This is a genomic window from Maribacter sp. MMG018, from assembly GCF_018100785.1.
Taxonomy (GTDB): Bacteria; Bacteroidota; Bacteroidia; order Flavobacteriales; family Flavobacteriaceae; genus Maribacter.
The window spans coordinates 94,788-120,358 of record NZ_JAGJEC010000004.1 but is presented as its reverse complement, the minus strand read 5'-3'; the positions used below and the strand labels follow the sequence as shown (position 1 = coordinate 120,358).

Genomic DNA, 25,571 nt, shown 5'->3' with positions numbered 1-25,571 from the left:
AGTTAATGTCCCGTAGATGGATTTTTGATTTATTTGTGTCCATGCACGAACACGATATAAATCGGATTTCTTCCTACGAATTGATGGAGCGAATTAAAGATTCTGACGAATTGGCGCTTCGAATCCTATATGGCAAGTTGTGGAAAAAAATGTACGTACTGGCTTTTGGTATTTTACGTGACGAAGCGGTTTCTAAAGATATTGTGCAAGAAGTATGGATCGATCTATGGGAAAGGCGAAGTACCGTTCAAAACCAGAATATTGAAGCCTATATGATGAAGGCTACAAGGTTTAAGGTGTTTAAGGCCTTAAGGGATACGACCAAGACAAGTACTGTTACCGAACTTTTTTTAGAGCAGTTAAAAACACCGGAGTCGGAAGGTGCTTTGCAAAAAATATATGAAAAAGAAACGGCTGAGAAAATAGGGGAAGCGGTAGACCGGCTCCCCAAAAAATGCAATCAGGTTTTTTGTTTGAGTCGACAAGAGGGTTTGGCGAACGCCGAAATTTCAAAAATGTTGAATATATCCCAAAGAACCGTAGAAACCCATATTTCAAACGCCATAGTGCGAATAAAACGAGAGCTTACCATATCTGTTCTTCTGCTCTGTTTTTCTTTTTTTTAAAAAAATCGATTTTCTTTTACGTGTGGTCACCGTGTTCTGGTATATAAGGGTAGAACACAGAAAATGACCGATAAACAATTTAACGATCTTTTAGATAGATACCTACAAGGGGAGACAACGCCCGAAGAGGAAAAAATCTTACGTGATTTTGAGGACTTTGCTATTTCTCAAACAGAAGGGCGCGCCTTTAAATCTGGGGAGGAGCAGAGAAAGATCAAGAAAGAGATCTATCGTACTATAAAGGCACGGACCAAGAAAAGCATTTCTAAATGGAAATGGATGAGGGTAGCGGCCTCATTGGCTATCCTTTTAGGACTTGCCGGATTTTTCTACAACACGGTTTTTCCACGGACAATTGTAATTGCCAATACAACAGAAACTTTTAAAGTAGCTACGCTTGAAGATGGTAGTCGGGTAACCCTGAATACGAATAGTTCTTTACGGTTTGCCAATGATTACAAAGGTATACGCCAGGCAGAATTGGAAGGTGAGGCCTTTTTTGAGGTGGCCAGAAACGAACAAAAACCCTTTGTTGTACAAACTGGACACCTTAGCACCAAGGTTTTGGGCACTAGTTTTAATATAAAGCAAACCGATAGTGCGGTACATGTTACCGTAGCTACGGGCCTAGTACAGGTTTCGGACGCGGATAACGCGGTGCAGCTAAGCCCCAACCAAAAGGTGGTATACGATACAAGGTCCAAATCTTTACAGAGATCGGAAATAGACCACAATCTCTATACTTCTTGGTATAAGGAAAAGGTAGAATTTAAAGGGGTTAAAATGACCGACTTGGCCGTATTTCTACAAAAGAGGTATGGGGTAAACATACATTTCCTTAGCACCGACATTGAAGCCGTTCAAATGACATTGTCTATCTCTAAAGACGAAACCTTAGCAGAGGTAATAGATAAAATCAACTATATCACTGAATTAGAATTAACCAAAACTCCACAGAATGAAATAGAAGCCAAATTTAAAAACCAATAAAAAAATAGAAGGGTCTGCTGCCACAGACCCCTCCGATGTAAGCGTCGAATGTCAAAAAATAAACAACACTTAATATGAAAATAGAATTTAATTTTTTTAAACCTAAACTGTCCATGTTGGCCCTCCTATTCGTCGTAGGGGCCTATGCCTCTGGCAGTTCAAGCGGGCCAAATATAAGTATTAAACTTAAAGATGCTAGGCTCGTAGATATTTTTTCCGAGCTGGAAGAGAAAACGGATTATGAGTTTAATTATGGGCAATTTGTACTGAGTAGTAAAGAAAAATACTCGGTCGTTCAAGAAAATAGTCCGTTGGTAAAAGTGTTGGAAGAGCTCGCAAAAAAGGCACATTTTGTCTATAAGGTAAACGAGAAACAAGTACTGGTCGCACAAAGTTCCGATAAGGGTACAGCCCAACAAGAAAGGGTGATCCAAGGAACGGTGATAGATGATGAGGGCAATCCGTTGCCGGGAGCCACTATTATGGAAAAAGGGACCACCAATGGTACCACGACCGATTTTGACGGTAATTTTACCATCAAGGTGGCAGGGGCTGCCTCCACCATTCTTGTTTCTTACATTGGTTTTGAAACACAGGAGGTTAACACCACGACCGGGTCGAATATTTTGGTAGAATTACAGCCCGATGCCAATGCTTTGGAAGAAGTGGTGGTTGTCGGTTACGGTAAAAAGAGTAAAGAGAAGCTAATAGATGCCGTTAACAAGGTAGATGTTTCTACCATAGAAAACAGGCCGTTGTCCAATGCCGCCAATGCATTGCAAGGGGCCAGTCCTGGGTTGAACATTGTGCAGTCCAGCGGAAAACCGGGAGATGCACCCATTATCAATATTCGTGGATTTACTACTATAAATGGTGGTTCGCCCTTGGTAATGGTAGATGGGGTAGAAGGTGATATCAACAGTCTTAATCCCGATGATATAGAATCGATAAGTGTTCTTAAAGACGCCGGTGCTTCTGCCGTTTATGGTGCAAGAGGTGCATTTGGGGTTGTTTTGGTAACGACCAAAAAAGCAAAGAAGGGAGATTTTACGATCAACGTAAACCACACCACGGCCTTTAGCTCGCCCACAATGAATACCGATTTCTTAACCGATCCCTATGAGTCTACCATGCTGGTGGACGAAGCTTTTAGAACCGCGGTAGGAAGATCGTATACCGGATATACCGAACAAGATTATGCGGCTCTTTTAGAGGTGTCGCAAGACCCATCAAAGGCAAGGGTCGTAACCGATATGCGTAACGGTAGAGAACAGTATGTACATTATGGGGCCACCGATTGGTGGAACACCTTCTTTAGAAAAACGTCGCCTTCCAATATAACCAATGTTTCCCTTTCAGGTGGGTCGGATAAAGTAAGAACATTCTTTTCTTATAGAAACTACCAATCTACCGGAATTCTTAAGGTACAGGATGATATTTATAAGCAGTACAATGTAAGGGGTAAATTAGAAGTGGAGGCCAAAAAATGGTTGACCTTTAGTAATAACATGCAATACAACCGCTCTAACGACTTACAACATGGCGGAAGCCAGTACGGCAATTATTCCGATCCGTGGAGCAGCCTTATCTGGGTACATGCATTGCCCGCCTACGTTCCCGTTAATCCAGATGGTAATGCCCTTTGGAGAACCGAGCTAAATAATTATACCGTTGGTGATGGGGTATATGCAGCTCTTTTGCATGGCAAATCAAAACAGGAAACCGATAATCAAGAGTTTTCGAATATCGCTACGGCCATTGTTACCCCTTTCGAGGGTATGGAAATAACGGCGAGCTATGCCTTGCGAAAAATGACCTACAACAGGTACCAAAGATCTACCAGAATACCCTATTCCATATTTACCGATGAGGTGGGTGTTATGGGCAGTGATCGGTTAACGGAGTACAACAGCCAGGCTAGCTACAATGCTTTTAACATCTATGGCGAGTACAGAAAACAGTTATCAGATCACTTTGTGAGTGCCATGGTAGGTTTCAACCAAGAGTCATACGGAATCAAGAATATACAGGCCAGTAAGTTGAACAGTATATCCGATGATCTTAATTCTTTGGGCTTGGCAACTTCCAATGCGGAGGCTACGGGCAGTGCTTCGGCATGGGGACTGCAAGGACTTTTTTATAGGCTGTCTTACGATTACAAGAAAAAATATCTTTTGGAATTGAACGGTAGGTATGATGGGTCTTCAAGATTTCCGTCGGAATACCGATGGGGATTCTTCCCTTCCGTATCCGCAGGATGGATCGTATCCAACGAAGATTTCCTAAAAGAAAGTCATGTTGTAGATCAATTTAAATTACGGGCATCTTACGGTTCTCTGGGAAATCAGAATATAGATGATTATGCCTACATACCAACTTTGAACAAAGATATAGATACGGGGTATGCCATAGATGGAAGCACCTTGGACTATATAGAATCACCTAGTTTAAATCCGAAGGAAATAACTTGGGAAGAGGTGAAGACCTTGAACCTTGGGGTGGACCTTGCATTTTTTAAGAATAGGTTGACCACAAATTTCGACTGGTTTCAAAGAGATACCGAAGGTATGCTTACCCAAGGTGCTACCCTGCCAAGTGTATTGGGTACTGCCTCTCCACAAGAAAATGCGGCCGATCTAAGAACCCGCGGGTTTGAATGGTCTTTGGGGTATCATGATTCTTTTGAACTTGGTAAGGACACTTTCAGTTTTTCAATCGTAGGTTCTTTGTCCAACTCTAAGACCAAGATTACCAGATTTGATAATCCTACCAATAGTTTATTGGATTATTATGAGGGTATGACCATAGGTGAGTTGTGGGGTTATGATGTAGACGGCCTTTTTCAATCGGAAGAAGAAGTTGCGGCACATGCAGATCAAACAAGGGTGTCCAATAGAATTGTGGCCGCTGGGGGGCTGCAGCCCGGAGATGTTAAATATAACGACCTAAATAACGATGGTGTCATAGACGAGGGTGAAAATACCTTGGACAACCCTGGTGATCGTAGGGTCATTGGTAATACGGCACCACAATATCTTTATAGTTTTAAGATAAATGCCGATTATAAAGGTTTTGATCTATCCGCCTTTTTTCAAGGGGTAGGAAAGCAAGATTGGTATCCACACAGAGACTCCAGATTATTTTGGGCCATGTACAACAGACCTTACGATTCGTACATCAGAAAAGATTTGGTCAATGATATTTGGACCCCAGAAAACACAGATGCATATTACCCTAGATTGTTCGGTTATATAGCCCTTTCAGATAGTGATGCCCTAGGTGCCGTAAACAATAGGTATTTGCAGAACATCGCTTACCTAAGAATGAAGAACCTCACCTTGGGGTATACCTTACCGGCCAAGGTTATAGACCGCTTGCCGTTAAGTAAGTTGAGAATTTATTTTAGTGGAGAAAATCTATTGACATTTACCAAACTCACCGATTATATAGATCCTGAGGCTGCTGGTAACTCCATTAACCTGAACTCGCCTTCTACTTCCACGAACAGAAGTACGGCGCAGAGCGTGCCATTTTCAAAAATTTATTCACTAGGTGTTTCATTACAATTTTAAAAATATACATTATGAAATTTAATTATTTAATATTGATCTGCATGCTGGTAGTCAGCAGTTGTAGTGACGATTTTTTAGACAAGGAACCCCTGTCGGACGTAACGCCATCCACGTTCTTTTTAAAGTCTAGTGACTTGGAACTGTACACCAACGGATTTTATAGAATGTTTCCGAGTACATCTATATACGACGGAGATGAAAGGGCCGATAATATCATAGCTACTACCTTGAGCGAAGAGATGCGCGGAGCTAGAACCGTACCCACTACCGGTGGTGGATGGGATTGGGAATATCTTAGGGATATTAATTACTTTCTTGAAAATTACGAGAAATGTGAAGATGAAGCGGCTAAATTGCATTATGGCGGGGTTGCTTATTTTTTTAGGGCATACTTTTATTTTGAAAAATTAAAGCGATTTGGAGAAGTGCCTTACTATGAAGGTACTATTGAGGCGGACGATACCGAAAGTCTTCAGGCGCCAAGGGAAAGCAGGCAGTTTATTACGGATAAGATCTTGGAAGACTTGGACCGCGCCATTGATAATTTGAACGAAGAGGTACAGGCATACCGTATTACCAAATACAGTGCCTTGGCCCTAAAATCTCGTGTAGGCCTATATGAGGGAACCTATGAGAAGTATCGTGCTATTTCTGGGTACGAGAAGTACCTGAACGCTGCCGTGGATGCATCCTTGGAGCTAATGGAAGATTCCCCATACGCGGTGTATAGCACAGGAAACACTGCAGAGGATTACATGAACCTGTTCAACTCGCACGATGCCCAGACCGCAGAGGTTATTTTGAGCAGGCAGTTTTCACAGACCGTGGCAGTAGACCATAATGTAAATTATTACACTACAACTTCTTCGTACGGTAGACCCGGAATGCCCAAAGATTTGGTGAACAGTTATTTAATGGCCGATGGATCTAGGTTTACGGACAATGCAGGTTATGATCAAATGTTCTTTACCGATGAGGTTCAGGATAGGGATCCACGGTTGTCGCAGACCATAAGAACTCCCGGATATACCAGAAAAGGTGAAAGTATGGCGTTGGTTCCTAATTTGGGTGCTACCATGACCGGGTATCAACTTACCAAGTACGTTACAGAACCTGTTTATGATACTTATGACGAGTCTATTGGAGATTTACCCATTTTAAGGTTCGGTGAGGTTTTGTTGAATTATGCAGAGGCGAAAGCGGAATTGGGAACATTGGAACAATCCGATTTGGATCTATCCATACAATTGTTGCGTAATAGAGTAGGTATGCCCGCCATGAACTTAAGCGATGCCAATAGCGATCCCGATTCATTTTTAGAAGATCAATACCCTACCGTAACCGGAGCCAACAAAGGGGTGATTCTAGAAATTAGAAGAGAGCGTAGAATAGAACTTTATATGGAAAACTTTAGGTGGGACGATATAGTTAGGTGGAAATCTGGCCAAACATTGATCCAACCGCTAAGGGGTATGTATTTTCCAGGAGCCGGGGAGTACGATCTGGATTCGGACGGTAATATTGATGTAGTGTTGTTTGAAGGGGATGATCCAGCCGGACAAATGACGGGTGTACAATATATCAAAATTGATTCGGATGTATTTTTTGATGAAAATAACCTGATCAACCCCCAACCCGATTTTAATACAAGGTCTTTTGACGAGGAAAGAGATTACCTGTATCCTATCCCAAGGGTAGAATTACAATTGAATCCAAACCTGACCCAAAACCCTGGCTGGGAATAATTTGAACCATTAAAAAGGAAAAAGATGATCTCAAGATTTATAATGTTTGTTTTTATGATCTGCTCTTTGGGTATGTATGCCCAAAAAGAAACCGATATAAAGGCAATGACTTTTAATATCAGATACGCTAGTCCTAAGGACGGAATCAATATCTGGGAAAATAGACGCGACTGGCTTTGTAGCAGCATCAATTTTTTTGAGGTAGATGTTTTCGGAGCCCAAGAGGTAATTGAAAGTCAGTTGAACGATATGGTAGCAAGATTGCCGCAATACGCGTATGTGGGCATAGGTAGAAATGGAGGTAACGAAGGGGAGTTTTGCCCTGTTTTTTACAAAAAAACAACCTTTGACCTATTGGACAGTGGTACGTTTTGGTTGTCTGAAACGCCCGCCAAGGTGAATTCGAAAGGTTGGGATGCCGCCTTGCCACGTATTATAACATGGGTAAAGCTGAAACATCTGGCCAATGGTAAGGAGTTCTACTTTTTTAATGCCCATTTTGATCATAAAGGGGAAACCGCTCGTTTAGAAAGTGCAAAGCTTTTGAAAAAAATGGTTCAAAAGATAGCTAAGGACGAACCGTTCTTGGTCAGTGGCGATTTTAACTTTCCGCCATCGGCGGCACCTTATACTGAACTATTGAGCCAGAAAGAGAACGATGCGAAGATATTGGATAGTAAGACGCGGGCAAAAATGGTATACGGTCCTTATTATACCTTTAACGGGTTTATGTTGGAGCCCGACCAAGAGAGGGAACGAATAGATTACATTTTTACTAGTGAAGATGTAGATATTTTAAAACACCACACGATAGATGGGCAAAGAGGAGATACATATATCTCCGATCATTTTCCCATTATGGTAGATGCGCGTTTCCAATAATATTTTTTTGAGTGCCGCCCATCTTGTTGGGCGGCACTTTTTTATGGTCCGAACGGGTCATATGTCCTTAAAATAAAAAGCTCTAAAAAACATAAAAATGAAAAAAGAGGAAAATAGGATACGGCGTTTCTGTCAGGTCGCGATCGCGATCCTATGTGTTGTTCAATTCACTTATTCCCAAGATGTGGCCATTACCCATGGTCCGTTTATTCAACATTTAACGGCCAATAGTGTGGTCATCAACTGGAGCTCCTCTGTAGATTGTATTTCGTGGGTAGAATATTACGAAGAGGACGGCTCTTATTTTTACCAAAAAGAACGTACAAAAGTATACAATGCCACAGGTGGATTAAAAAATATTGGCAAGCAACAATCGGTAACCATTTCGGGGCTTGCCCCACGAACAAAATATGCCTATCGGGTGTACTCACAAGCAATAACCAAAGAGGGTAATATGGGTAAAGTGGCGGCTACAAGGGTATATAAAAAAGAACCGCTTTATTTTACAACTGCGGATCCTAAAAAATCACGAACATCATGTGTTGTTCTAAGCGATATGCATGAAAATGGTCCTAAAGCAGCAGAGTTGCTGAAGACCGTGGAATGGGCAAAAACCGATTTTGTATTGATGGACGGTGATTTTGTGAACAATGCTACGGGCGAAGAGGCCATATACAGTGTGTTGGATACTATGGTAGATATATTTGCCCAGGAAAAACCACTCTATATTGTACGTGGAAATCACGAAACTAGAGGGGCGGCCGCAGGTAAACTGGATTCGTATTTTCATTTTCCCCAAAACCGGTACTATTACACATTTTCATCGGGGAGTACCTTTTTTATTGTTTTGGATTCCGGGGAAGATAAGCCCGATTCCGATATAGAGTATAGCGGTATGGCCGATTTTGACGCGTACCGTAGCAAACAGGCCAAATGGCTTACGGAGGTAGTCGCATCGGAAGCTTTTAAGAATGCGGAACGGAAAGTGGTGTTTATGCACATTCCCCCTTTTACCAAAAAACAAGGTAGGGAGTGGCACGGTGAGCTGGAAGTGAGAAAGAAGTTTATGCCCATTTTAAACAAGACAGATATTGATCTAATGGTTTGCGGACATACACATTCGTATGCTTTGGTGCCAGAGAATCCGGGTCGTAACAATTTTCCTATTTTGATAGTGGATCACGAATCGCGTGTGGACCTGGCGATCGATAGCTCTGGTATCAGGGCAAAAAGAATTGGGATGGATTCTAAATTAATTTCAGAAGTGTTCTTCGAAGACAAATAGCCAGTCTTTTCTTTTATAGAATTGTTGATATCCAAAATATTGTTGTTGAACGTTAATCGTTTCGGGGGATCCGTCCCCCAAACGATTTTCTTGTTTTCTTGGAATCCTTGTTTTTAAAGGTTTTTGTTTATTTCGTAGCAGATACATTTCTCGTGTTCTGGATATACCTTTGGTTTGGGATGGTCAAACTCTCCTACTTTTTGCATTCCAATTTTTTTCATCACATTTTCCGATGCTGAATTCTGTAGGGTACAAACGGCGATAACCTTATCAATACTCAGGTCGTTAAATGCAAATTCAAGGCATTTTTTGGCTCCTTCGGTGGCATACCCGTTGCCCCAACTACTTTTTTTTAATCGCCAACCAATGTCCACGGCAGGTGTAAAATCTGTTTTATAATCTTGGTAAAGGCAGCCTATAAAACCGATCAGTTCTCCCGTATTTAAAATTTCGGCCGCAAAATAGGTATATCCATTTTTTAGGTAATGTTGTTGTAGTCTATCTATAAGCTTCGATGTTTCTTCTTTGGTCAGAGGTTTTGGAAAATGCGCCATCACTTCAGGGTCCGCATTTATTTTGGCAAATGGCGTCAGGTCATTTTTTATCCAGTTACGGAAACCGAGTCTTTCAGATTTAAACAGATAGTCTTTTTTCAATTGGCGGTGTCGTTTTAATTACAGCAAAGGTTGCTTTATAATAGTATATAGTTGATAAAAGTTTTTATTCCACAAGCTTAAGGCGTACCAAGGGAGCCATTCTGGCCTTATTGATGGTCATTGTTCCGTCACCTACCGAAATATTGTCGGCCATGTCAAGAACTTTGTTCAATTGAGAGTCTAAATCGTCGGGGCAGGCCATCATGGTTGAAATACCTTGGTCAATGGAAATCATTAATTGGTTGGTAATTCTGTAACTTCGAGATAGTATATTGCAATTTGCCTTGGCCTCTAGGCGACCTTCTTTGGAGTGAAAAATAATGTAATGCGTTTCAGGTGCACCGGTTATCTGTTTTCCGTTCAGTTCAACTATTTGCCACCTTTTATCCTCTACTTGTGAATTTCCCATTTTAGATAGTATATAATGTGTTGCCAGTTCGCTAGTGATTTCATTTCCTTCCATGTCCAATTGGCGAAGACGATTTTCCTCTACTTTAAAGGTGTCTGCGCTACTTTTATCCGCAATACCTTCTAGCTTTATATTGTTTCCTTGCCATGTAAATTTCCCTTTTAAAGTATCGGACAAGGCTTTGTCGTTCTTTTTCCAAGCTTTGGTCAAAACATAGGTAAGGTCGTTGTTGAGGTCTAATCGGGTCGCTATACCGTCACAATCGGCACATGGTAGCAGGCCGTAGTAACTCCCCTGCCAGTCAAATGCTATTTCGGCCGTATGGTGGTCTACAGAATTCTCCGTTGGTTCTTGCTTGTTTTTTATGGCACAGGAAGACATAAAGGTAACTGTTATGGCTGTGGCCATGATATACTTTAAATGGGTTCTTGTCATTTTTCGATTTTTAATGTTATGTGTGTAGTGTAAGACCTTTAATATCGGTTATATATTGTTGAGTGTATTGATGTGATATTTGAAAAGATATACTTTGAGGGTCTTTGGTTCAAAGATAAAAGCATTCTTTCGGTATCTTAAAATTTATAACCATTTTCGTGCCAATGTTCTCTACTGCAATGCTCTTATGGTTAAAAAAATAAAACGGGGTGTTGAATGCTAAGAATACCCCGTTTTATTTGCTTTATCGAATATGATATATAAGTGTGAAACGTAATCTTATTTCGGGCCCCTTTTTTTGTAAGCGTATAAGTAACTTGGTGTTTATTATTAGGCGCGTTTTAAAAGTCCTAGTTCCCTGTTTGCTATTTCCCTCATTTCAACCTTGCGTATTTTGCCGGTTACGGTCATGGGGAATTCACTTACGAATTTCCAATAATACGGTATTTTGTAGGTGGCTATCTGACCTTGGCAGTATGTTTTGAGCTCGTCTTCGGTAACAATGGCTCCTTCTTTAAGAATAACCCATGCCATTACCTGTTCCCCATATTTTTTGTCGGCCACCCCTATTACCTGTACATCAAAAATATCATCGTGATTTTGTAGGTATTCCTCTATTTCATAGGGAGAAATATTCTCTCCGCCCCTGATGATCATATCTTTTATCCTACCTACGATCTTAACATACCCATGTTCGTCCATTTCGGCCATATCGCCGGTATGCATCCAACGGCCTTCGTCTATGACCATTGCAGTGGCCTCGGGGTTGTTCCAGTATTTTAACATTACAGAATAACCTCTTGTACATAGTTCGCCAGGTGTATTTCTAGGTACTATCTTACCAGTGTCGGGATCTATGATCTTTATTTCGAGGTGTGGGTGTACCTTTCCAACGGTCGTACACCTTCTTTCTTCGTTGTCATCCAAAAATGTTTGCGTACTCACCGGTGAGGTTTCTGTCATCCCATAACAGATCTCAATTTCTTTCATGTGCATTTTTTCGCGTACATCTCGCATAACGGACGTGGGGCATTGTGAGCCTGCCATAATACCGGTACGTAAAGTAGAAAGGTCATAATCGTTTATCTCTGGGAGGTTTAGCTCGGCTATGAACATGGCCGGCACTCCGTAAAGAGAGGTTGCTTTTTCGTCCTGTACCGTTTTGAGTACGGTAGCAGGTTCAAAAGCTTCACCCGTAAAAATCATACAGGCACCGTGTGTGGTACAGGCAAGGTTTCCTAAGACCATGCCAAAGCAGTGGTATAATGGAACGGGTATACATACACGGTCATTTTCGGTGTAACCCAAACGCTCACCAATAAAAAAACCATTGTTTAAAATACTGTGGTGAGATAGGGTGGCCCCTTTCGGAAACCCCGTAGTGCCACTAGTATACTGTATATTGACAGGGTCGTCAAATTCAAGGGTAGCTTCAATGGCCTCCAGTTTCTCATCCGATATATTGGCACCCATAGCAATAAGCTTCTCCCAGTCGTGGTCTATGACCAATACATCTTTTAGATGAATGCATGATGATCTTACTTCGCTTAAAATGTTGATGTAGTTTGTTTTGCGAAAACCTTTGGACATGATCAAGAGGCTAATTTCCGATTGTTTTAATGCAAAACTCAATTCTTGTGCCTTGTAAGCCGGATTTACATTTACCATAATAGCACCGATTCGTGCGGTGGCATATTGTATTATGACCCATTCAAAACGGTTTGGAGACCAAATTCCCACGCGGTCCCCCTTTTTTATGCCAAAAGCCAACAAACCTTTCGATACTAGACCTATTTGTTCCCAAAATTCAGAATATGTAGCCCGATAATTTTGGTATGGGACCACCAATGCCTCCCTATCAGGATATTTTTCGACCGTTCTTTTTAAGTTCTCCGATATCGTTTCTCCAAGTAAAGGGGTGTTGCTTAACCCTTGCTCGTAAGATTTATTTTTCATGAATTCTAGTACTATTTTGTAATAATCGGCCTTTTATATCCAAAAGGCACTTGTAGTTTTATTGTTATCTGATGTTGTTTCTATGGTATAGAATATGGGATGCCATGGTATTGAGAACAGAAATCCGATAGCAACCAATATTTCTATCGGTTACATATTTTGTGCAACTAAATTAATTAATACGGTCTTAATGTCATCTTGGACAATTTGATTTATACGATGTCCAAAACCAAAAAAAAATTGAAACAGCCCAGTGGGGTGGGGTGTTTTATAGATTTTGTTACTGTGGCAATAGCTCAAGGGTTACCAGATATGCACAATGGTCTGATGCGATAGAATCTTGAATGACTTCTGTTTTGAGAACTTTCCATCGGTGTTTTGGGTAAAACATAATGTAATCGATTTTTTTTATGGGCTTGTCCGATGGGTATGTGGGTTGTGGGTTGTTTTTAGGGTAAGAGGCCGACCATACTTCGTTTAGTATAGCAATGGTCTTGCTATCGGGTTCTGCGTTTAGGTCCCCGGCCAAAATGGTAGGGTAGGGGTTAGAGGAAAACACCTTGTTTATATGTTTGGCCTGCATTATCCTATTTGCTTCATTTTTTTGATGGTCTAAATGCGTACCAATAAATGAAACGGTATCATTAGAAGGTAATACGGTGGTTATTTCCAATGCCGCTCTAGGTTCGTCACCTGGAATAAAAGGTAAGGCCACATTTCTTGTTTGTAAAAAGGTGTGTTTGGAAAGTACTCCCTCTCCATACTCACCTCCGTCGTAAGGCATAGCCCTCGCATAGATGGGTGCCATTTTGCTCCTCCATCCCAATTCCGTGGCCAGATCATACTTTTTAGCTCTTTTTGTTTTGTAATCGACTTCTTGCAGGGCTACAAAATCGGGGTCGGCATCTATTATGACCTTGGCAATGACATCTAGGTCAAAATCACCCTTGGTAGTGGCCCCATGAAGAATATTGAACGTAAGTAATTTTACGACCCTACTACTATCGGCGGCCGTTTTTTGAGATGATATATTATGACTGATGGCCAATAGGAACAAGATAATACAAGTATTCAATTTCATTTTTTCAATTTATAGATCAGCAGTTTTGTTTTAAAGAGTAGGAACAGATGAACGTTCTAGTTTCCACAATTGGCACCGTGAGATCCAAAAACAATTCGGACGTTATAAAAATACTAAAAACCTTATGGCAAAATTTTAATTCCGTATTGATTACGGTGTTTTTCTGAAGTTTTTTACTTTGTTAACCGTTCTGTCGCAACTCCAACTAATAAAATGGGTATGGCGATAACCAATGCTTTAATGCCGCCCGTAAATACTGATAAATTTCTTCCGGTGTCATTAACCAATTTTTTCATCAATTCCGTACAATGCTCATTAGTGCATTCTTCACCATCAAAAAATAGATTGTTGTTCAGGTCATATTTTTCAAGTTCAAGATGAAGCCAAATATCTTCATAGGCTGCATATCCAACAATGATCGAGTACAGTCCAAAAAAGACACAAGCGCTAAACCAAAGACTTTTGCAATAGGTTTTTGTCCAAAATCGTTTTTTGAATATTATCAATAAACCGATAATTAAAAGTCCGATTATCGATGGTAAGATTAAGTGGTAAGGAATTGTAATAATATCCATAAGAATATTTTGAAGCCTTATAAAAATACTCAAACTTTCCGGTAAAATCGTACACCTGTCTGTTATGTATAGAGTTGGATTATTTCGCGGGAATTGATATGTCTACATAGAGCAGATACTATGTTCGGGGATTAACTTTTGGGAGATTACTGGTTCATATTGTGGATATTAGAACAAATCAAAAAAGTAAATAAACTAAAAAAGGTTCGTGAAATACGAACCTTTTTTTATGGCCTTAGGCCTTTGTAGCGGGAACTGGACTCGAACCAGTGACCTTCGGGTTATGAGCTCCAAGGGTGGAAAAATTCCAACGGTTTTATAGGGCTCAGCCACTATTAGATTATTAAATCGTATGCAAAAACGTATGCAGTTTTAGTTTTCTGTTTATTATAAAGTTCTTGAGTAATTTATCAAAAAAAGTATACAAATGCATGCTTTTATAAGATTTTATTATAAAAGCATTTACAGCCCTTAATCTTTTCTTGAGGTGACTCTGATGTAATAACCATCGGGGTCAATCAATCTAAAATCGGTAAGTCCCCACGGTCTATCGTTTATCTCGGCATGTATTGGATAATCACTTCGTTTCACTTGCCGATAAACAGCTAATAAATTGTCTACTTCCAAGACAATTTCCACACCGATGCCACGGCGAGAATCACTTTCCTTATATTTCAAAAAATGATCCTCTGACAACTTAGCCTCAGGTCCTATTCCTATAATCACAGAACCATTTATGACTTGTTGATAGGATTGATTAATGGAATCACCTTCTTTTGAAAAATTAAGGATTTTTGTATAAAAATTTACGGATTCTTCAACATTGGAACTGAAAAGCTCCAAACGAAGTGATGTGGTTCTATCTTGAGGTTTTTTTACAAAGCTGAAGATAGTAACGAGAAAGCTTATAAAAATAAAGACAATATATGTTTTGGGTAATTTCACTTTGCAAGATTTTACGTTTAACACTTTTAATATTGGTTATATCATTTTGAAAATAAGCTCTTTAGGTTTTCTGACTTTGGTCCTGAATTGCGTATGGTCTTCTTCCGATCGGTATCCCACCGGTGCAATTACCGCTGCATTCAAACCTTTCTTTTTCAATCCTAAGATTTCATTGTATTTATCCGGTTCGAACCCTTCCATTGGGCACGCATCTATTTTTAATTCTGCACAGGCCATTAAAAGGTTCGATAGAGCTAAATAGGTTTGTTTTTCCGACCAACTTATCCACTCCGAATCAGACTTTTGAGATAAACTATTTTTGATAAAATCGCCATAAGGCATTAGCTTTTCCAATGGTGTACCTTGTATGGTCGCAGTGGCTTGAATATAATCGTCAATGTGCTTTTCGCTTCTTTCGATATAATTGCAAAAAACGAAAAGGTGTGAAGCTTCTGTAATCTGCGATTGATTCCATGAGGCTTCTTTAAGCTGCTCTCTTAATTTTTGATCTTTGATAACCAAAACTTTATATAACTGCAGTCCGTACGAAGAAACCGATAATTGTATGGCCTCCTGTAATTTTTCAAGGTCAGTGGTGCCGATATTTTTGGTCGGGTCAAATTTTTTGGTAGCATAACGCCATTTTAGATCTTCCAATAGTCTCATCATATTTATTTTAAGGTTCGTATTATTTTTACGCTTTGAGGCTTAGCTTTTTTTAATTAGAAAAATTCCGATACACATGGCCACCACTCCCAGTATTCGTTTAATTTCCATAGGTTCTTGGGGCATCCCAAACCAACCATGGTGCCCTGCGATAGTAGAGAATAGGAGTTGACCAAAAAGACCTAACGAAATCATGGTGGATATTCCCAGTTTGGGAATTGTATAGTAGTAAAGGCAAATTCCAACAACACTGAAAAATGCTCCTGTAAACCATAAATATTTGGGTATATCAAACAGTATTGATGTTTTCGGAAAGCTTTTGAGGCTCAATAAAACCACTAGCAAAGCGAAAACCATGCTGAAAAAGAATGCTACCAATGACGCCATTAATGGATTTCTTAATTGAACGCCAAGCTGTGCATTAAAACCTCCTTGCATTGCTAAAAAAATTCCTCCAAGAATTGCCAGTATGCTATTGATGTTTTGATTCATGATTCTACCTTTTAAACAACAAAATTATGGGGAAAGAATTGGGTGAAAATTAAGGTAGCTTAAGAAATCAGGGATTAGTCAGAATTAGATTTGTAACTGATTTATACCTTCATAAGGTTCATTCAATTTCTTAACCAAAGTCAATGAATTCCATATTGTGAAGCGATAATTTTGTTTGAAAATTTAAAATTCATCAATTATGAAACAGATAGCAAAAATTTCAGGAATAGCTTATTTAATGATTTTTATTGCTGGTTTTTACGCCAATTTTGCAGTACTCGAAGGCTTAATAGATAGCAGCAACCAACACATTACAACTACAAACTTCATTAATAATCATTCACAGTTCGGCAGTGGTTTACTTGGCTTTACTATTATGTTGTTTTTTGATGTGTTATTGGTTTGGTCACTTTTCAACTTAACAAAATCAACAAGTAAAAATCTATCTTATCTAGCTTCTTTTTTTAGAATACTGCACGCTGTGTTTTTTTGTGTGGCCCTTCTTAAACTATTACATATTTATGAATTGACAAATAACGTTTCTAACTCCATAAAATTACAACAAGTAGTAACGGAGTTGTTGTTGGATTTTGATACACTTTGGACTATCGGATTGTTGTTTTTTGGTATCCACTTAATTGTTCTTGGGTATCTAATTATAAAGTCAACGTATATTCCAAAAGCATTAGGGGTCCTATTGGTACTGGCTGCGTTTGGTTATATCATAGATGGAATGGCAAAACTAAGTATGTCAAATTATGATGATTATAAAAATATTTTCGAAGTTATAGTGATTATGCCTACTGTTATTGGTGAGTTCTCATTGACTGTTTGGCTGTTAATTAAAGGATTTAGGAAGAAGTCTTTTAAAAAGCATAGTATAAAAACCGTGTAACCTCCAGATATGTTTTACAGTCATAATTTTAAGTTCATAGTTTTCTTAAGATACCTTAAGTTTTTTGACTATTGAACTAGCTAGTTTTAATTCAAAACAAAAATTTAAATAATCAATCAAAAAACGAATACAATGAGATTAGTATTAACCTTTTTAATTGTGGTGTTTTCGCTGCAAGTCACTTGCTCCCAAACATTAGAAACTCAAATTGATAGTGTTATAACCACTGTTTTTAAAGACAAAAATGGACCAGGGGGCGTCTTTCTTGTTGCAAAAGACGGCAACCCCCTTTACATAAAGGCTTTTGGTGTGGCCAATTTAGAATTGAATGTGCCAATGAAACCCAATAATGTCTTTCAAATAGGATCCATGACCAAACAGTTTACAGCTGTTGCCATTATGATGCTGGAAGAACAAGGGAAATTAAATGTGAGTGATGCGATTTCAAAATATATTCCAGATTATCCGAATGGAAGCAATATCTCCATCCATCACTTATTGACGCATACTTCTGGTATAAAGGATTTTACCAAAATGAAATCCATCATGACCATCGCCAAAAAAGACCTTACTCCGAAAGAGCTGGTAGATTTCTTTAAGGATGAACCCGTTGATTTTGAACCGGGGGAACAGTTTTCCTATAATAATTCCGGTTACGTTGTTTTAGGATATATTATAGAGTTGGTTTCCGGAAGTACTTATGAAGATTTTATAGAAACCAACATTTTTGAAAAATTGGGTATGGCCGATTCCCGCTATGCAAGCGATAGAGACATCGTAAAGCATAGAGCTTACGGCTATCATAACAGAGGAGAGTACACAAATAAGATGTATGTGAGTTTAAGTATACCTTATGCTTCCGGCTCTTTAATGTCTACGGTAGAAGATATGTTAAAATGGCAAGAGGCCATTAATAATAGTGTATTGGTTTCTCAAGGTACAATCAATCGAATGTTCACTAAATACACATTAAACAATGGTACGCCATTTACCTATGGTTATGGGTGGCATCTAAAGGATATAGATGGCGAGCCTTCGAGAGAACATGGTGGAAGCATCTTTGGATTTAAATCTATGGGCGTTTATGTGCCTGGTTTAGACATTTACGTAATCGGGTTTAGTAATTGCGATTGCAATTCACCAACGAAGGCCACTAGAGATATAGCTTCAATTGTAATTAATGCAAACCTTAAAAATTAAACGATATACCACATTTTGTAATAGACTGCTCAAAGCAGGTCATCAAATTAGAAACACCGGAAAAAATCATGCAAAAGGTGTATGATACGGCAGCATCGACCGGATTGTTTGCTCCTGAAGACATTAAAGTACGGATCAATCCTTTTCAATACTATAATACTGGCAATACCAAAGATGATTTTATCCATGTGTTTGCTAATATCATGCAAGGACGAAATACCGAACAGAAATCGAATCTGTCAAAGCAAATCGTGACAGAACTAAAAGCCATGTTTTCTCAGGTGCCAATTATCTCAATAAACATAAGGGATTTTGAGAAAGCTACCTATTGTAATAGAAATATGATTTAGAAATGCTTATTGCAGTTAAAAATGAAAATATTAATAAACCAAAGAAAGCGAACATATTAGTTCTGTATCTATGAAAAAGGTTATAAACAAAGCCTGTCCAATAACAGTAAGGTCAGAGTTTTTACTTTTATTACAGAAAGCATAATTAGTCAGAGTCAATTAATGCTTAATTATTATCAAAAAGCGTCAATTTCAGTTTTCAATCAATCAAAAAACGAATATCATGAATACCTTAAAAATTACCGATTTAAATTTAATTTACAAAAATGGTTACAATGCCATTAATGGTATTTCCCTAGAGATAAAGAATGGCATGTTTGGTTTGTTAGGTCCCAATGGCGCTGGTAAATCCTCTTTAATGAAAACGATTGTGGGCTTACAAAAACCAACTTCAGGTTCTATTGAGTTTAATGATATAGATGTAGTACAAGACACAGATTATATAAAAAAAAATCTAGGATTTTTGCCACAGGATTTTGGTGTTTACCCTAAAGTAAATGCATACGATTTATTAAACCATATAGCTGTTTTAAAAGGTGTTAATAATAAAGCTGAACGTCAAAACCAGATACGGTATTTATTGGAAAAAGTAAACCTATGGCATTTTAAAGATAAGGAGGTCCATACGTTTTCTGGTGGAATGAAACAACGCTTTGGTGTGGCTCAAGCCCTATTGGGGAATCCGAAAATTATTATAGTGGATGAGCCTACGGCAGGATTGGATCCAGAAGAGCGCAACCGATTCAATACACTTCTAAGTGATATTAGTAGTGAAGTAGTTGTGATTTTATCTACTCATTTAGTTGAAGATGTTAAAAACCTTTGTTCTGAAATGACCATAATGAATAGAGGTCGAATTCTTAAAACTGGCAAGCCAAAAGAATTAATTGAAGATTTAAAAGGTAAAATCTGGTCAAAATTTATTGATAACGATGAACTAGAAATTTATCAATCAAATCTAAAAGTTATTAGTCAACAACTTATAGAGCGTCAACTACAAATTACAGTGTTTGCACCTATACAACCCGAAGGATTTTCACCAGTTGAACCAATACTAGAGCACGTTTACTTTAATGTTCTTTCTCAAAACAGTTAATTATGAATGCTATACTTCAATTTCAATTAAAGCATAGCGGTAACCGGTATGTATTAGGTTTAACAGCTTTAATATTAGTGTTTATAGGATGGTTTTGCGGTTATAAGTTCAACTTAACTGCTGGTGAAGGAATTTATCTTAATTCCCCTTACACAATTGGCTTTATGATGGCTTTGTTGAGTCTATCCATAATTTTTATGGCCATTTTATTTGCCTTAGAGATTCTGTTTAAGGAATGGGACACAAAATTTGATATTATGTTGTTCTCATATCCAATTACGCTTAAAAACTATTTAATAGGGAAATTCTCTGTGTTTACTTTAAGAACTTTTTTAAGTTTTTTAATCTTAATTATAGGTTTTGTCATTGGTCAAAACTCGCGTACTGGAAACGAAATGCAGTTAGGGTTTAGTTTTTGGTCGTATCTCTATCCTTTTTTAATCTTTGGAGTTTTAAACTGCTTTTTCGTTTGTAGCTTCTTGTTTATGATTGCTTATACTTCACGCAAGAAGTTATTAGTGGTTATTGGAGGTTTACTATTGTATGTACTGTACATGGTATTATTGGTGTTTTCTAATTCGCCATTTATGGCAGGCAGCATACCACAATCTATTGAAGTACAGCAACTATCATCATTATTAGATCCTTTTGGAGCTTCTGCATATTTCTTTGAAGCTAAAGACTTAAGTGTTAGCGATAAAAATCAGTTCATCGTGCCATTAAAAGGTTTTTTGGCTATCAATCGTATAGCTTATATGCTGTTGTCAATGTTGTTTTTGGTTATTTCTTATCGTTTTTATGTATTTAATAAAGCTACAAGTAAAAACGAATTGAGACGTAAACAGCATAAAGTTAAAGATGCAAAAGTAAGATTAACAAAGGTCAAAACACCTGTTCTTAATTTTGGTTTTAAGTCAGAGTTCAGTTCAATCATTTCCTTTGCAAAGGTTGATTTAATTTACCTTTTTAAAAGCGTAACTATAGTTGCCGTTTCAATGCTGTTGGTATTCTTTGTTGGTATGGAAATGTATTCTGATATAGATAAAGGCATTCGTTTACCAGATTATTATGCCAGTTCAGGACTTTTGGCTACTTCTATTTCTCAAAGCTTTCACTTATTAGGAGCATTTATTCTAGCGTATTTTATAAATGATATGTATTGGAGAAGTACTACAGCCAATTTTTATTTAATTGAAGACAGTACAATTTTTTCAAAAGCGAAATTAAAAGGGCACTTAATGTCATTAGCTGTGCTATTGGTATTCTTAACTACGCTACTTATAGTATTAGCATTAGTGTTTCAAATAAGTTATGGATATACCCAAATTGATTGGTTGGCTTATTTTGGGGTTATTATATTTAATACAATTCCGCTTTTCCTTTTCGGTGCATTATTACTTCTTATCAATACTATTATAAACAGCAAATATGTAGCCTTAGGTGTTTCAATATTAGCGGTTGTAGTTTTTGCAACACCATTAGTTAAGATGTTGTTGCCATATCCATTGTTACACATTTTCTCAGGGTTCAAAGGTGTGTTTAGCGAATTGAATGGTTATGGTGCTTATCTGTCGGCCTTTTCAAACAGATTGCTTTTTGGAATAAGCCTGTTGGGCTTAATATGGGCATTAAAATCATTTTTGAAATTTAAACAATGGACCAAATTGAAATCGTTTATTGTCACTGTTTTTTTTGGATTGGGCATCTGTGGAGGTTTTAATTTTATGAATGGTTACTCACCAAAAAATGAAGATTCACAACTAGTTGAAGCGGTTAATTATGAAAAAAATTACCGTCATTATCAAAATATACCCCAACCTACAATTATAGATGTAGACACAAAAATAGACTTGTACCCTTCTGAAAATTCTTATAAGATTCAAGGAAAATATAGAATCCAAAATCTAACAGATAAACCGATAAGCAGGATTCTATTGAATTTTCATTCTGACTTAGAATTAAATGAAGCAACATTTAGAATCCATAATATAGAAATTTCAGTTGATGAGATTGTTTCAGAGGTAAAACTTGATGAGCCTTTTATGCCGAGTGATACAGCGACTCTAGAGTTTAATTTATCATACAGATGGTTCGCTGTCAATGGGCATCAATCTTTTAATGCTATCGTTGATAATGGTTCGTTTATGAGAATTAGTAATTATTATCCTTTGTTGGGATACCAATCAGATAAAGAGATAGAGGATCAGCAAAAACGAGAAGAATACGGACTTGGAAATCCAACAAGTTCGAAGAGGCTTGAAACACCAAAAGTCTTTAAAAATGACTTTATAAATTTAAATATGGTAGTTACCACTGAAAGCAATCAAACACCTATGGGAATAGGTAATATTGTTAAAACCTGGACTGAAAACGATAGGACGAATACCCAATACAAAGCCGATGGTGTTCCATTTCGATTTGCAGTTGCATCTGCTAAGTACCAAAAACAAGCTATCAAGCATCGTAACATAGAAATTGAAGTACTTTATCATGACATGCATTTTGAAAATGTAGATCGACTGCTAAAAAATGTCGTATTGAGTTTAGATTATTGTGTGGATAATTTTAGTGCTTATCCATTTGAAAAAATAAGTTTTGTTGAGGTCTCATCTTTTACGAGTGGGTTTGCGGCAACAGCATATCCAGCAACCATTTTTATGACTGAAAACATGATATTTCATGCTAATATAGATAGTGATCCAAGTAAAGATGTTATAAATGAATTAGCAGGCCATGAGTTAGCACATATATGGTGGGGAAATAGTCAAATAAATCCAGATGAAAGAGAAGGTGCTTCAATGCTTACAGAGTCTTTAGCCATGTATACCGAAATGATGATTTACAAAAAAATGTATGGAAAAGAACGCATGATGGAACGCGTTAAAATACATCAACAAATTTATGATAATGAAAAAGGGCTTTACGGAGATTCACCTTTATACAAAGTGCCTTATGGCGCAACACATATAGCTTACTCAAAAGGTGCAATAGCAATGGTAGAATTATCTGAATTAATAGGCGAAGATAAAGTAAATGAAGCACTAAGAAGTTTTTTGGCCAATAATCAATATCCTAAAAAACCAACGTCATTAGACCTGCTTGAAGAATTTTATAGGGTATTGCCAAATGATGCGTTGAAGTCTAAAGTTGATCAATTGTTCATGGAGGGTAATGTAAAATGATGACAATAAATCAAAAATGAGAACACGAATACATTTAACCGTTTTAATACTATTTTTAATTGTGACATTTTCTTGTTATTCAAGTGAAAATACAATTAATGAAGATTCAAAATCTATTGGTTTAGTTGTCGAATTAGAGAGTGTTTACATTGGAGGCACACTTCTTATTCCATCCAACTTGAGTACAAAGTCTTTAATTATTATGAGTTCCGGTAGTGGACCACAAGATAGAGACGAAACATTAGAGGGCTTTAAAATAATGAAGATTATTGCCGAGCATTTGGCTTCTCAAGGAATAGCATCTTTTCGTTATGATGATCGAGGTGTGGGTGAAAGCACAGGTGATTTTGTAAATAGTACCATCGAAGACCATTCGAAGGATTTAGAAAACATTATGGACTATTTTAAAACCAACAAAGAGCATCCCTTTGATGATTTTATATTATTTGGACATAGTCAAGGTGGAATTCTTGCTGGAAAAGTGGCTGTTGGAAATGAATCTGTGAAAAAAGTAATTTTAATGGCTGCTCCTGCAGTTCCGCTGGTAGAGGTTGTTTTGTATCAAGTAAGGCAAGAATATAATAATGCTGATATTCCTAAATCACTTATTGAAGCGGATGTATCTGCACACAATAAATTGATGAGGTCCATTGAAGATGACGAGAATATTGATGATACCTATCGTTTATTCAAAGATACGGCAGCATCCATTTTGTATGCATTTTCGTCTTCAGAGGCAGTTGTAGATAGCCTAAAAATACAACAAGGTGCTATTGCTAAAGCAAATGAATTCAAGATAATTTATGGGTTACCTTCACTTACCTCATTTCTATACCACGACCCTTCAAAAGATTTAGAACAATTAAAAGTCCCAGTATTAAGCTTATTTGGAGGGCTGGACTTTCAGGTTCCTATATTCCAAAATAAAGACCGAATGGAAAATGCACTTCTTAAATCGGGGACAGATTATCACTTTGTGACTTTTGAGGATGCGAATCATTTTTTCCAAAAAGCAGTAACCGGCCAACGCGATGAATACGGTACACTTGAAAAGAAATTTGTAACTGGTTTTTTGAATGAAATTTCAAATTGGATTATCGGGAGTTGATTAATGATTAAAGCCAATTAAAAATGAATTATAAAATAGACGAAATAGATAAATTGGAATATTTAGAAGTTGTCGCCATTTGGGAAGCTTCCGTTAGGGCTACACACCACTTTTTAAAAGAAGAAGATATCGCCTATTTCAAACCTTTGATTCTAAACACCTATTTAGATGCTGTTGAATTAAGATGTTATAGAGATGAGCATCATAAAATAGTAGGGTTTGTTGGTGTCTCTGATGAAAATTTAGAAATGTTGTTCATTCATCCAGCACATAGAGGTAAAAGAATAGGTAAGACCTTATTGGATTATGCAATCAACCATTTTAATGTAACCAAGGTTGATGTAAACGAACAGAATGAACAAGCTGTTGGATTTTACGAACATTGTGGCTTTGAAACCAAAGGACGATCAGAATTTGATACCTCTGGAAAACCCTACCCCATTTTACATATGGAATTAATAACATAAAGAAACATGAAACTAAAATTTGTCATTCTAATTACACTATTGTTTAGTAGCCTTACCATAATTCAAGCACAGCAAAAAAAACTAAATACACATAAAGATTCACTGAACTTTATACTAAATCAATACTACAAGTTAAACCTAAAAGTATTCCAACAAAACTCGACCATAGAAGACATCGATAACATTTTTGAGTTATTTACCGATGATTTTACCTATGTGCATCCAAAATACGGTGGGATTTATACAAGAGAGGATCTTTACAACGGCTATAAACGAAACCAAAGTAATGGTGGCTATGACGGAAGTGTTGTTGATATAAAAATAGAGAATAGTATTTATGGCTTAAATGCCATTACAGTAAGCAAACGCTTCATCAAAAAAGAAGACGGTAAAGTGGTTAAAGGTGATAAGCAAATGGCTCTTTTTGAATTTAAGGGTGGAAAGATTTTTATGATTAAAGAGTATTGGTAGAATATGACAACCATAAGAAAAGCAAGCCAGAAAGACGCCAAAGCATTGTTAAGTTTAATAAAGGAACTTGCTGCATATGAAGGGCAATTACAATACCTTAAAACTGATTTAAACCAAATAACGGAATCAGGGTTTTCAAATCTAAAGTCTCCAAAATTCGAAGCTATCGTAGCAGAACATAAAGGTGTTTTAATAGGTTGTATTACTTATATGTGGAACTATTCTATTTGGAATGGAAGTACATACATGTCTATTGATGACGTGTTTGTATGTAAACCGTTTAGAGGAAACAGTGTAGGTCAAAAATTGATGCAGTATGCAAAAGACATTTGTGTTTCAAACAATATTGAACTCATAAAATGGGAGGTTGAAAGTAATAATGAAAAAGCCATTCATTTCTATAAAAAGCTCGGAGCCCAAGTAGTAGAAAAATCATTTGCTAAATGGCAAATAGGATAAAATGATTAAGTTAATTTTTAAAATGATC

General features: G+C 37.6%; 23 protein-coding genes. 15 read left to right on the top strand and 8 right to left on the bottom strand.

All coding sequences use genetic code 11. The features are described from left to right. Positions 1–5: 5 nt before the first annotated feature. From J8L85_RS15585 to J8L85_RS15560, 6 genes are all read left to right on the top strand, one after another. Positions 6–626, top strand: coding sequence for a sigma-70 family RNA polymerase sigma factor (locus J8L85_RS15585; protein WP_211018812.1), 621 nt, complete (start codon positions 6–8; stop codon positions 624–626). 63 nt (positions 627–689) lie between these two features. Further along, positions 690–1,616, top strand: coding sequence for a FecR family protein (locus J8L85_RS15580; RefSeq protein ID WP_211018810.1), 927 nt, complete (start codon positions 690–692; stop codon positions 1,614–1,616). A 74-nt stretch (positions 1,617–1,690) separates the two neighbouring features. Beyond that, the gene (locus tag J8L85_RS15575) at positions 1,691–5,188 is read left to right on the top strand and encodes a TonB-dependent receptor (protein ID WP_247656702.1); all 3,498 of its coding nucleotides are present in this window, start codon (positions 1,691–1,693) and stop codon (positions 5,186–5,188) included. Between the two features lie 11 nt (positions 5,189–5,199). Further along, positions 5,200–6,933: a RagB/SusD family nutrient uptake outer membrane protein gene (locus tag J8L85_RS15570; protein ID WP_211018808.1), complete on the top strand. Its 1,734-nt coding sequence runs from the start codon at positions 5,200–5,202 to the stop codon at positions 6,931–6,933. 24 nt (positions 6,934–6,957) lie between these two features. Further along, a complete protein-coding gene (locus J8L85_RS15565; RefSeq protein WP_211018806.1) occupies positions 6,958–7,815 on the top strand; it encodes an endonuclease/exonuclease/phosphatase family protein in 858 nt (285 codons plus the stop codon). A 97-nt stretch (positions 7,816–7,912) separates the two neighbouring features. Continuing rightward, positions 7,913–9,100: an FN3 domain-containing metallophosphoesterase family protein gene (locus tag J8L85_RS15560; protein ID WP_211018804.1), complete on the top strand. Its 1,188-nt coding sequence runs from the start codon at positions 7,913–7,915 to the stop codon at positions 9,098–9,100. 113 nt (positions 9,101–9,213) lie between these two features. Here the strand turns inward: J8L85_RS15560 and J8L85_RS15555 are convergent, their stop codons facing one another. The 8 genes from J8L85_RS15555 to J8L85_RS15520 all read right to left on the bottom strand — a co-directional run bounded on the left by J8L85_RS15555 (position 9,214) and on the right by J8L85_RS15520 (position 16,315). Further along, positions 9,214–9,756 (bottom strand): GNAT family N-acetyltransferase, encoded by a 543-nt coding sequence (locus tag J8L85_RS15555; RefSeq protein WP_211018802.1) that lies wholly within the window; start codon positions 9,754–9,756, stop codon positions 9,214–9,216. Between the two features lie 64 nt (positions 9,757–9,820). Next, the gene (locus tag J8L85_RS15550; protein WP_211018800.1) at positions 9,821–10,600 is read right to left on the bottom strand and encodes a copper resistance protein NlpE N-terminal domain-containing protein; all 780 of its coding nucleotides are present in this window, start codon (positions 10,598–10,600) and stop codon (positions 9,821–9,823) included. Between the two features lie 330 nt (positions 10,601–10,930). Continuing rightward, the gene (locus J8L85_RS15545; RefSeq protein ID WP_211018798.1) at positions 10,931–12,556 is read right to left on the bottom strand and encodes an AMP-binding protein; all 1,626 of its coding nucleotides are present in this window, start codon (positions 12,554–12,556) and stop codon (positions 10,931–10,933) included. Between the two features lie 280 nt (positions 12,557–12,836). Then, a complete protein-coding gene (locus J8L85_RS15540) occupies positions 12,837–13,637 on the bottom strand; it encodes an endonuclease/exonuclease/phosphatase family protein (protein WP_211018795.1) in 801 nt (266 codons plus the stop codon). A 173-nt stretch (positions 13,638–13,810) separates the two neighbouring features. Further along, a complete protein-coding gene (locus J8L85_RS15535; protein WP_211018793.1) occupies positions 13,811–14,212 on the bottom strand; it encodes a hypothetical protein in 402 nt (133 codons plus the stop codon). A 471-nt stretch (positions 14,213–14,683) separates the two neighbouring features. Next, positions 14,684–15,157, bottom strand: coding sequence for a VOC family protein (locus J8L85_RS15530; protein ID WP_348771770.1), 474 nt, complete (start codon positions 15,155–15,157; stop codon positions 14,684–14,686). 36 nt (positions 15,158–15,193) lie between these two features. After that, entirely contained in the window at positions 15,194–15,826 is a 633-nt protein-coding gene (locus J8L85_RS15525) for an NAD(P)H-dependent oxidoreductase (RefSeq protein ID WP_348771769.1), read from the bottom strand. A 39-nt stretch (positions 15,827–15,865) separates the two neighbouring features. Continuing rightward, the gene (locus J8L85_RS15520) at positions 15,866–16,315 is read right to left on the bottom strand and encodes a DMT family transporter (protein ID WP_211018791.1); all 450 of its coding nucleotides are present in this window, start codon (positions 16,313–16,315) and stop codon (positions 15,866–15,868) included. A gap of 199 nt (positions 16,316–16,514) precedes the next feature. On the opposite strand from J8L85_RS15520, the gene J8L85_RS15515 reads away from it, so the two are divergent. From J8L85_RS15515 to J8L85_RS15475, 9 genes are all read left to right on the top strand, one after another. Next, on the top strand, positions 16,515–17,210 hold the full coding sequence (locus J8L85_RS15515; protein WP_211018789.1) for a DUF4386 domain-containing protein: 696 nt from the start codon (positions 16,515–16,517) through the stop codon (positions 17,208–17,210). 132 nt (positions 17,211–17,342) lie between these two features. Next, positions 17,343–18,410 carry a serine hydrolase domain-containing protein gene (locus J8L85_RS15510; protein ID WP_211018787.1) on the top strand — a complete coding sequence of 356 codons (1,068 nt, stop codon included), beginning with the start codon at positions 17,343–17,345 and terminating at the stop codon, positions 18,408–18,410. Positions 18,411–18,415: 5 nt separating this feature from the next. Then, on the top strand, positions 18,416–18,760 hold the full coding sequence (locus tag J8L85_RS15505; protein WP_211018967.1) for a 5-carboxymethyl-2-hydroxymuconate Delta-isomerase: 345 nt from the start codon (positions 18,416–18,418) through the stop codon (positions 18,758–18,760). Positions 18,761–18,983: 223 nt separating this feature from the next. Beyond that, the gene (locus J8L85_RS15500) at positions 18,984–19,856 is read left to right on the top strand and encodes an ABC transporter ATP-binding protein (protein ID WP_211018785.1); all 873 of its coding nucleotides are present in this window, start codon (positions 18,984–18,986) and stop codon (positions 19,854–19,856) included. Positions 19,857–19,858: 2 nt separating this feature from the next. Further along, positions 19,859–23,038 (top strand): M1 family aminopeptidase, encoded by a 3,180-nt coding sequence (locus tag J8L85_RS15495; protein WP_247656700.1) that lies wholly within the window; start codon positions 19,859–19,861, stop codon positions 23,036–23,038. 16 nt (positions 23,039–23,054) lie between these two features. Next, positions 23,055–24,146, top strand: a complete 1,092-nt coding sequence (locus J8L85_RS15490; RefSeq protein WP_211018783.1) for an alpha/beta hydrolase — start codon at positions 23,055–23,057, stop codon at positions 24,144–24,146. A gap of 23 nt (positions 24,147–24,169) precedes the next feature. Continuing rightward, positions 24,170–24,613 carry a GNAT family N-acetyltransferase gene (locus J8L85_RS15485; RefSeq protein ID WP_211018781.1) on the top strand — a complete coding sequence of 148 codons (444 nt, stop codon included), beginning with the start codon at positions 24,170–24,172 and terminating at the stop codon, positions 24,611–24,613. A gap of 6 nt (positions 24,614–24,619) precedes the next feature. Then, complete coding sequence (locus J8L85_RS15480) at positions 24,620–25,084, top strand: nuclear transport factor 2 family protein (RefSeq protein ID WP_211018779.1); 465 nt, start codon at positions 24,620–24,622, stop codon at positions 25,082–25,084. Between the two features lie 3 nt (positions 25,085–25,087). Beyond that, positions 25,088–25,543: a GNAT family N-acetyltransferase gene (locus J8L85_RS15475; RefSeq protein ID WP_211018777.1), complete on the top strand. Its 456-nt coding sequence runs from the start codon at positions 25,088–25,090 to the stop codon at positions 25,541–25,543. The last annotated feature ends 28 nt before the right edge of the window (positions 25,544–25,571 follow it).

Excerpts from the sequence above, each read along its gene's own strand:
- J8L85_RS15585 (WP_211018812.1), top strand. The coding sequence starts at position 6 with ATGTCCCGTAGATGGATTTTTGATTTATTTGTGTCCATGCACGAACAC.
- J8L85_RS15580 (WP_211018810.1), top strand. The coding sequence starts at position 690 with ATGACCGATAAACAATTTAACGATCTTTTAGATAGATACCTACAAGGG.
- J8L85_RS15575 (WP_247656702.1), top strand. The coding sequence starts at position 1,691 with ATGAAAATAGAATTTAATTTTTTTAAACCTAAACTGTCCATGTTGGCC.
- J8L85_RS15570 (WP_211018808.1), top strand. The coding sequence starts at position 5,200 with ATGAAATTTAATTATTTAATATTGATCTGCATGCTGGTAGTCAGCAGT.
- J8L85_RS15565 (WP_211018806.1), top strand. The coding sequence starts at position 6,958 with ATGATCTCAAGATTTATAATGTTTGTTTTTATGATCTGCTCTTTGGGT.
- J8L85_RS15560 (WP_211018804.1), top strand. The coding sequence starts at position 7,913 with ATGAAAAAAGAGGAAAATAGGATACGGCGTTTCTGTCAGGTCGCGATC.
- J8L85_RS15550 (WP_211018800.1), bottom strand. The coding sequence starts at position 10,600 with ATGACAAGAACCCATTTAAAGTATATCATGGCCACAGCCATAACAGTT.
- J8L85_RS15545 (WP_211018798.1), bottom strand. The coding sequence starts at position 12,556 with ATGAAAAATAAATCTTACGAGCAAGGGTTAAGCAACACCCCTTTACTT.
- J8L85_RS15540 (WP_211018795.1), bottom strand. The coding sequence starts at position 13,637 with ATGAAATTGAATACTTGTATTATCTTGTTCCTATTGGCCATCAGTCAT.
- J8L85_RS15535 (WP_211018793.1), bottom strand. The coding sequence starts at position 14,212 with ATGGATATTATTACAATTCCTTACCACTTAATCTTACCATCGATAATC.
- J8L85_RS15525 (WP_348771769.1), bottom strand. The coding sequence starts at position 15,826 with ATGATGAGACTATTGGAAGATCTAAAATGGCGTTATGCTACCAAAAAA.
- J8L85_RS15520 (WP_211018791.1), bottom strand. The coding sequence starts at position 16,315 with ATGAATCAAAACATCAATAGCATACTGGCAATTCTTGGAGGAATTTTT.
- J8L85_RS15515 (WP_211018789.1), top strand. The coding sequence starts at position 16,515 with ATGAAACAGATAGCAAAAATTTCAGGAATAGCTTATTTAATGATTTTT.
- J8L85_RS15510 (WP_211018787.1), top strand. The coding sequence starts at position 17,343 with ATGAGATTAGTATTAACCTTTTTAATTGTGGTGTTTTCGCTGCAAGTC.
- J8L85_RS15500 (WP_211018785.1), top strand. The coding sequence starts at position 18,984 with ATGAATACCTTAAAAATTACCGATTTAAATTTAATTTACAAAAATGGT.
- J8L85_RS15495 (WP_247656700.1), top strand. The coding sequence starts at position 19,859 with ATGAATGCTATACTTCAATTTCAATTAAAGCATAGCGGTAACCGGTAT.
- J8L85_RS15490 (WP_211018783.1), top strand. The coding sequence starts at position 23,055 with ATGAGAACACGAATACATTTAACCGTTTTAATACTATTTTTAATTGTG.
- J8L85_RS15485 (WP_211018781.1), top strand. The coding sequence starts at position 24,170 with ATGAATTATAAAATAGACGAAATAGATAAATTGGAATATTTAGAAGTT.
- J8L85_RS15480 (WP_211018779.1), top strand. The coding sequence starts at position 24,620 with ATGAAACTAAAATTTGTCATTCTAATTACACTATTGTTTAGTAGCCTT.
- J8L85_RS15475 (WP_211018777.1), top strand. The coding sequence starts at position 25,088 with ATGACAACCATAAGAAAAGCAAGCCAGAAAGACGCCAAAGCATTGTTA.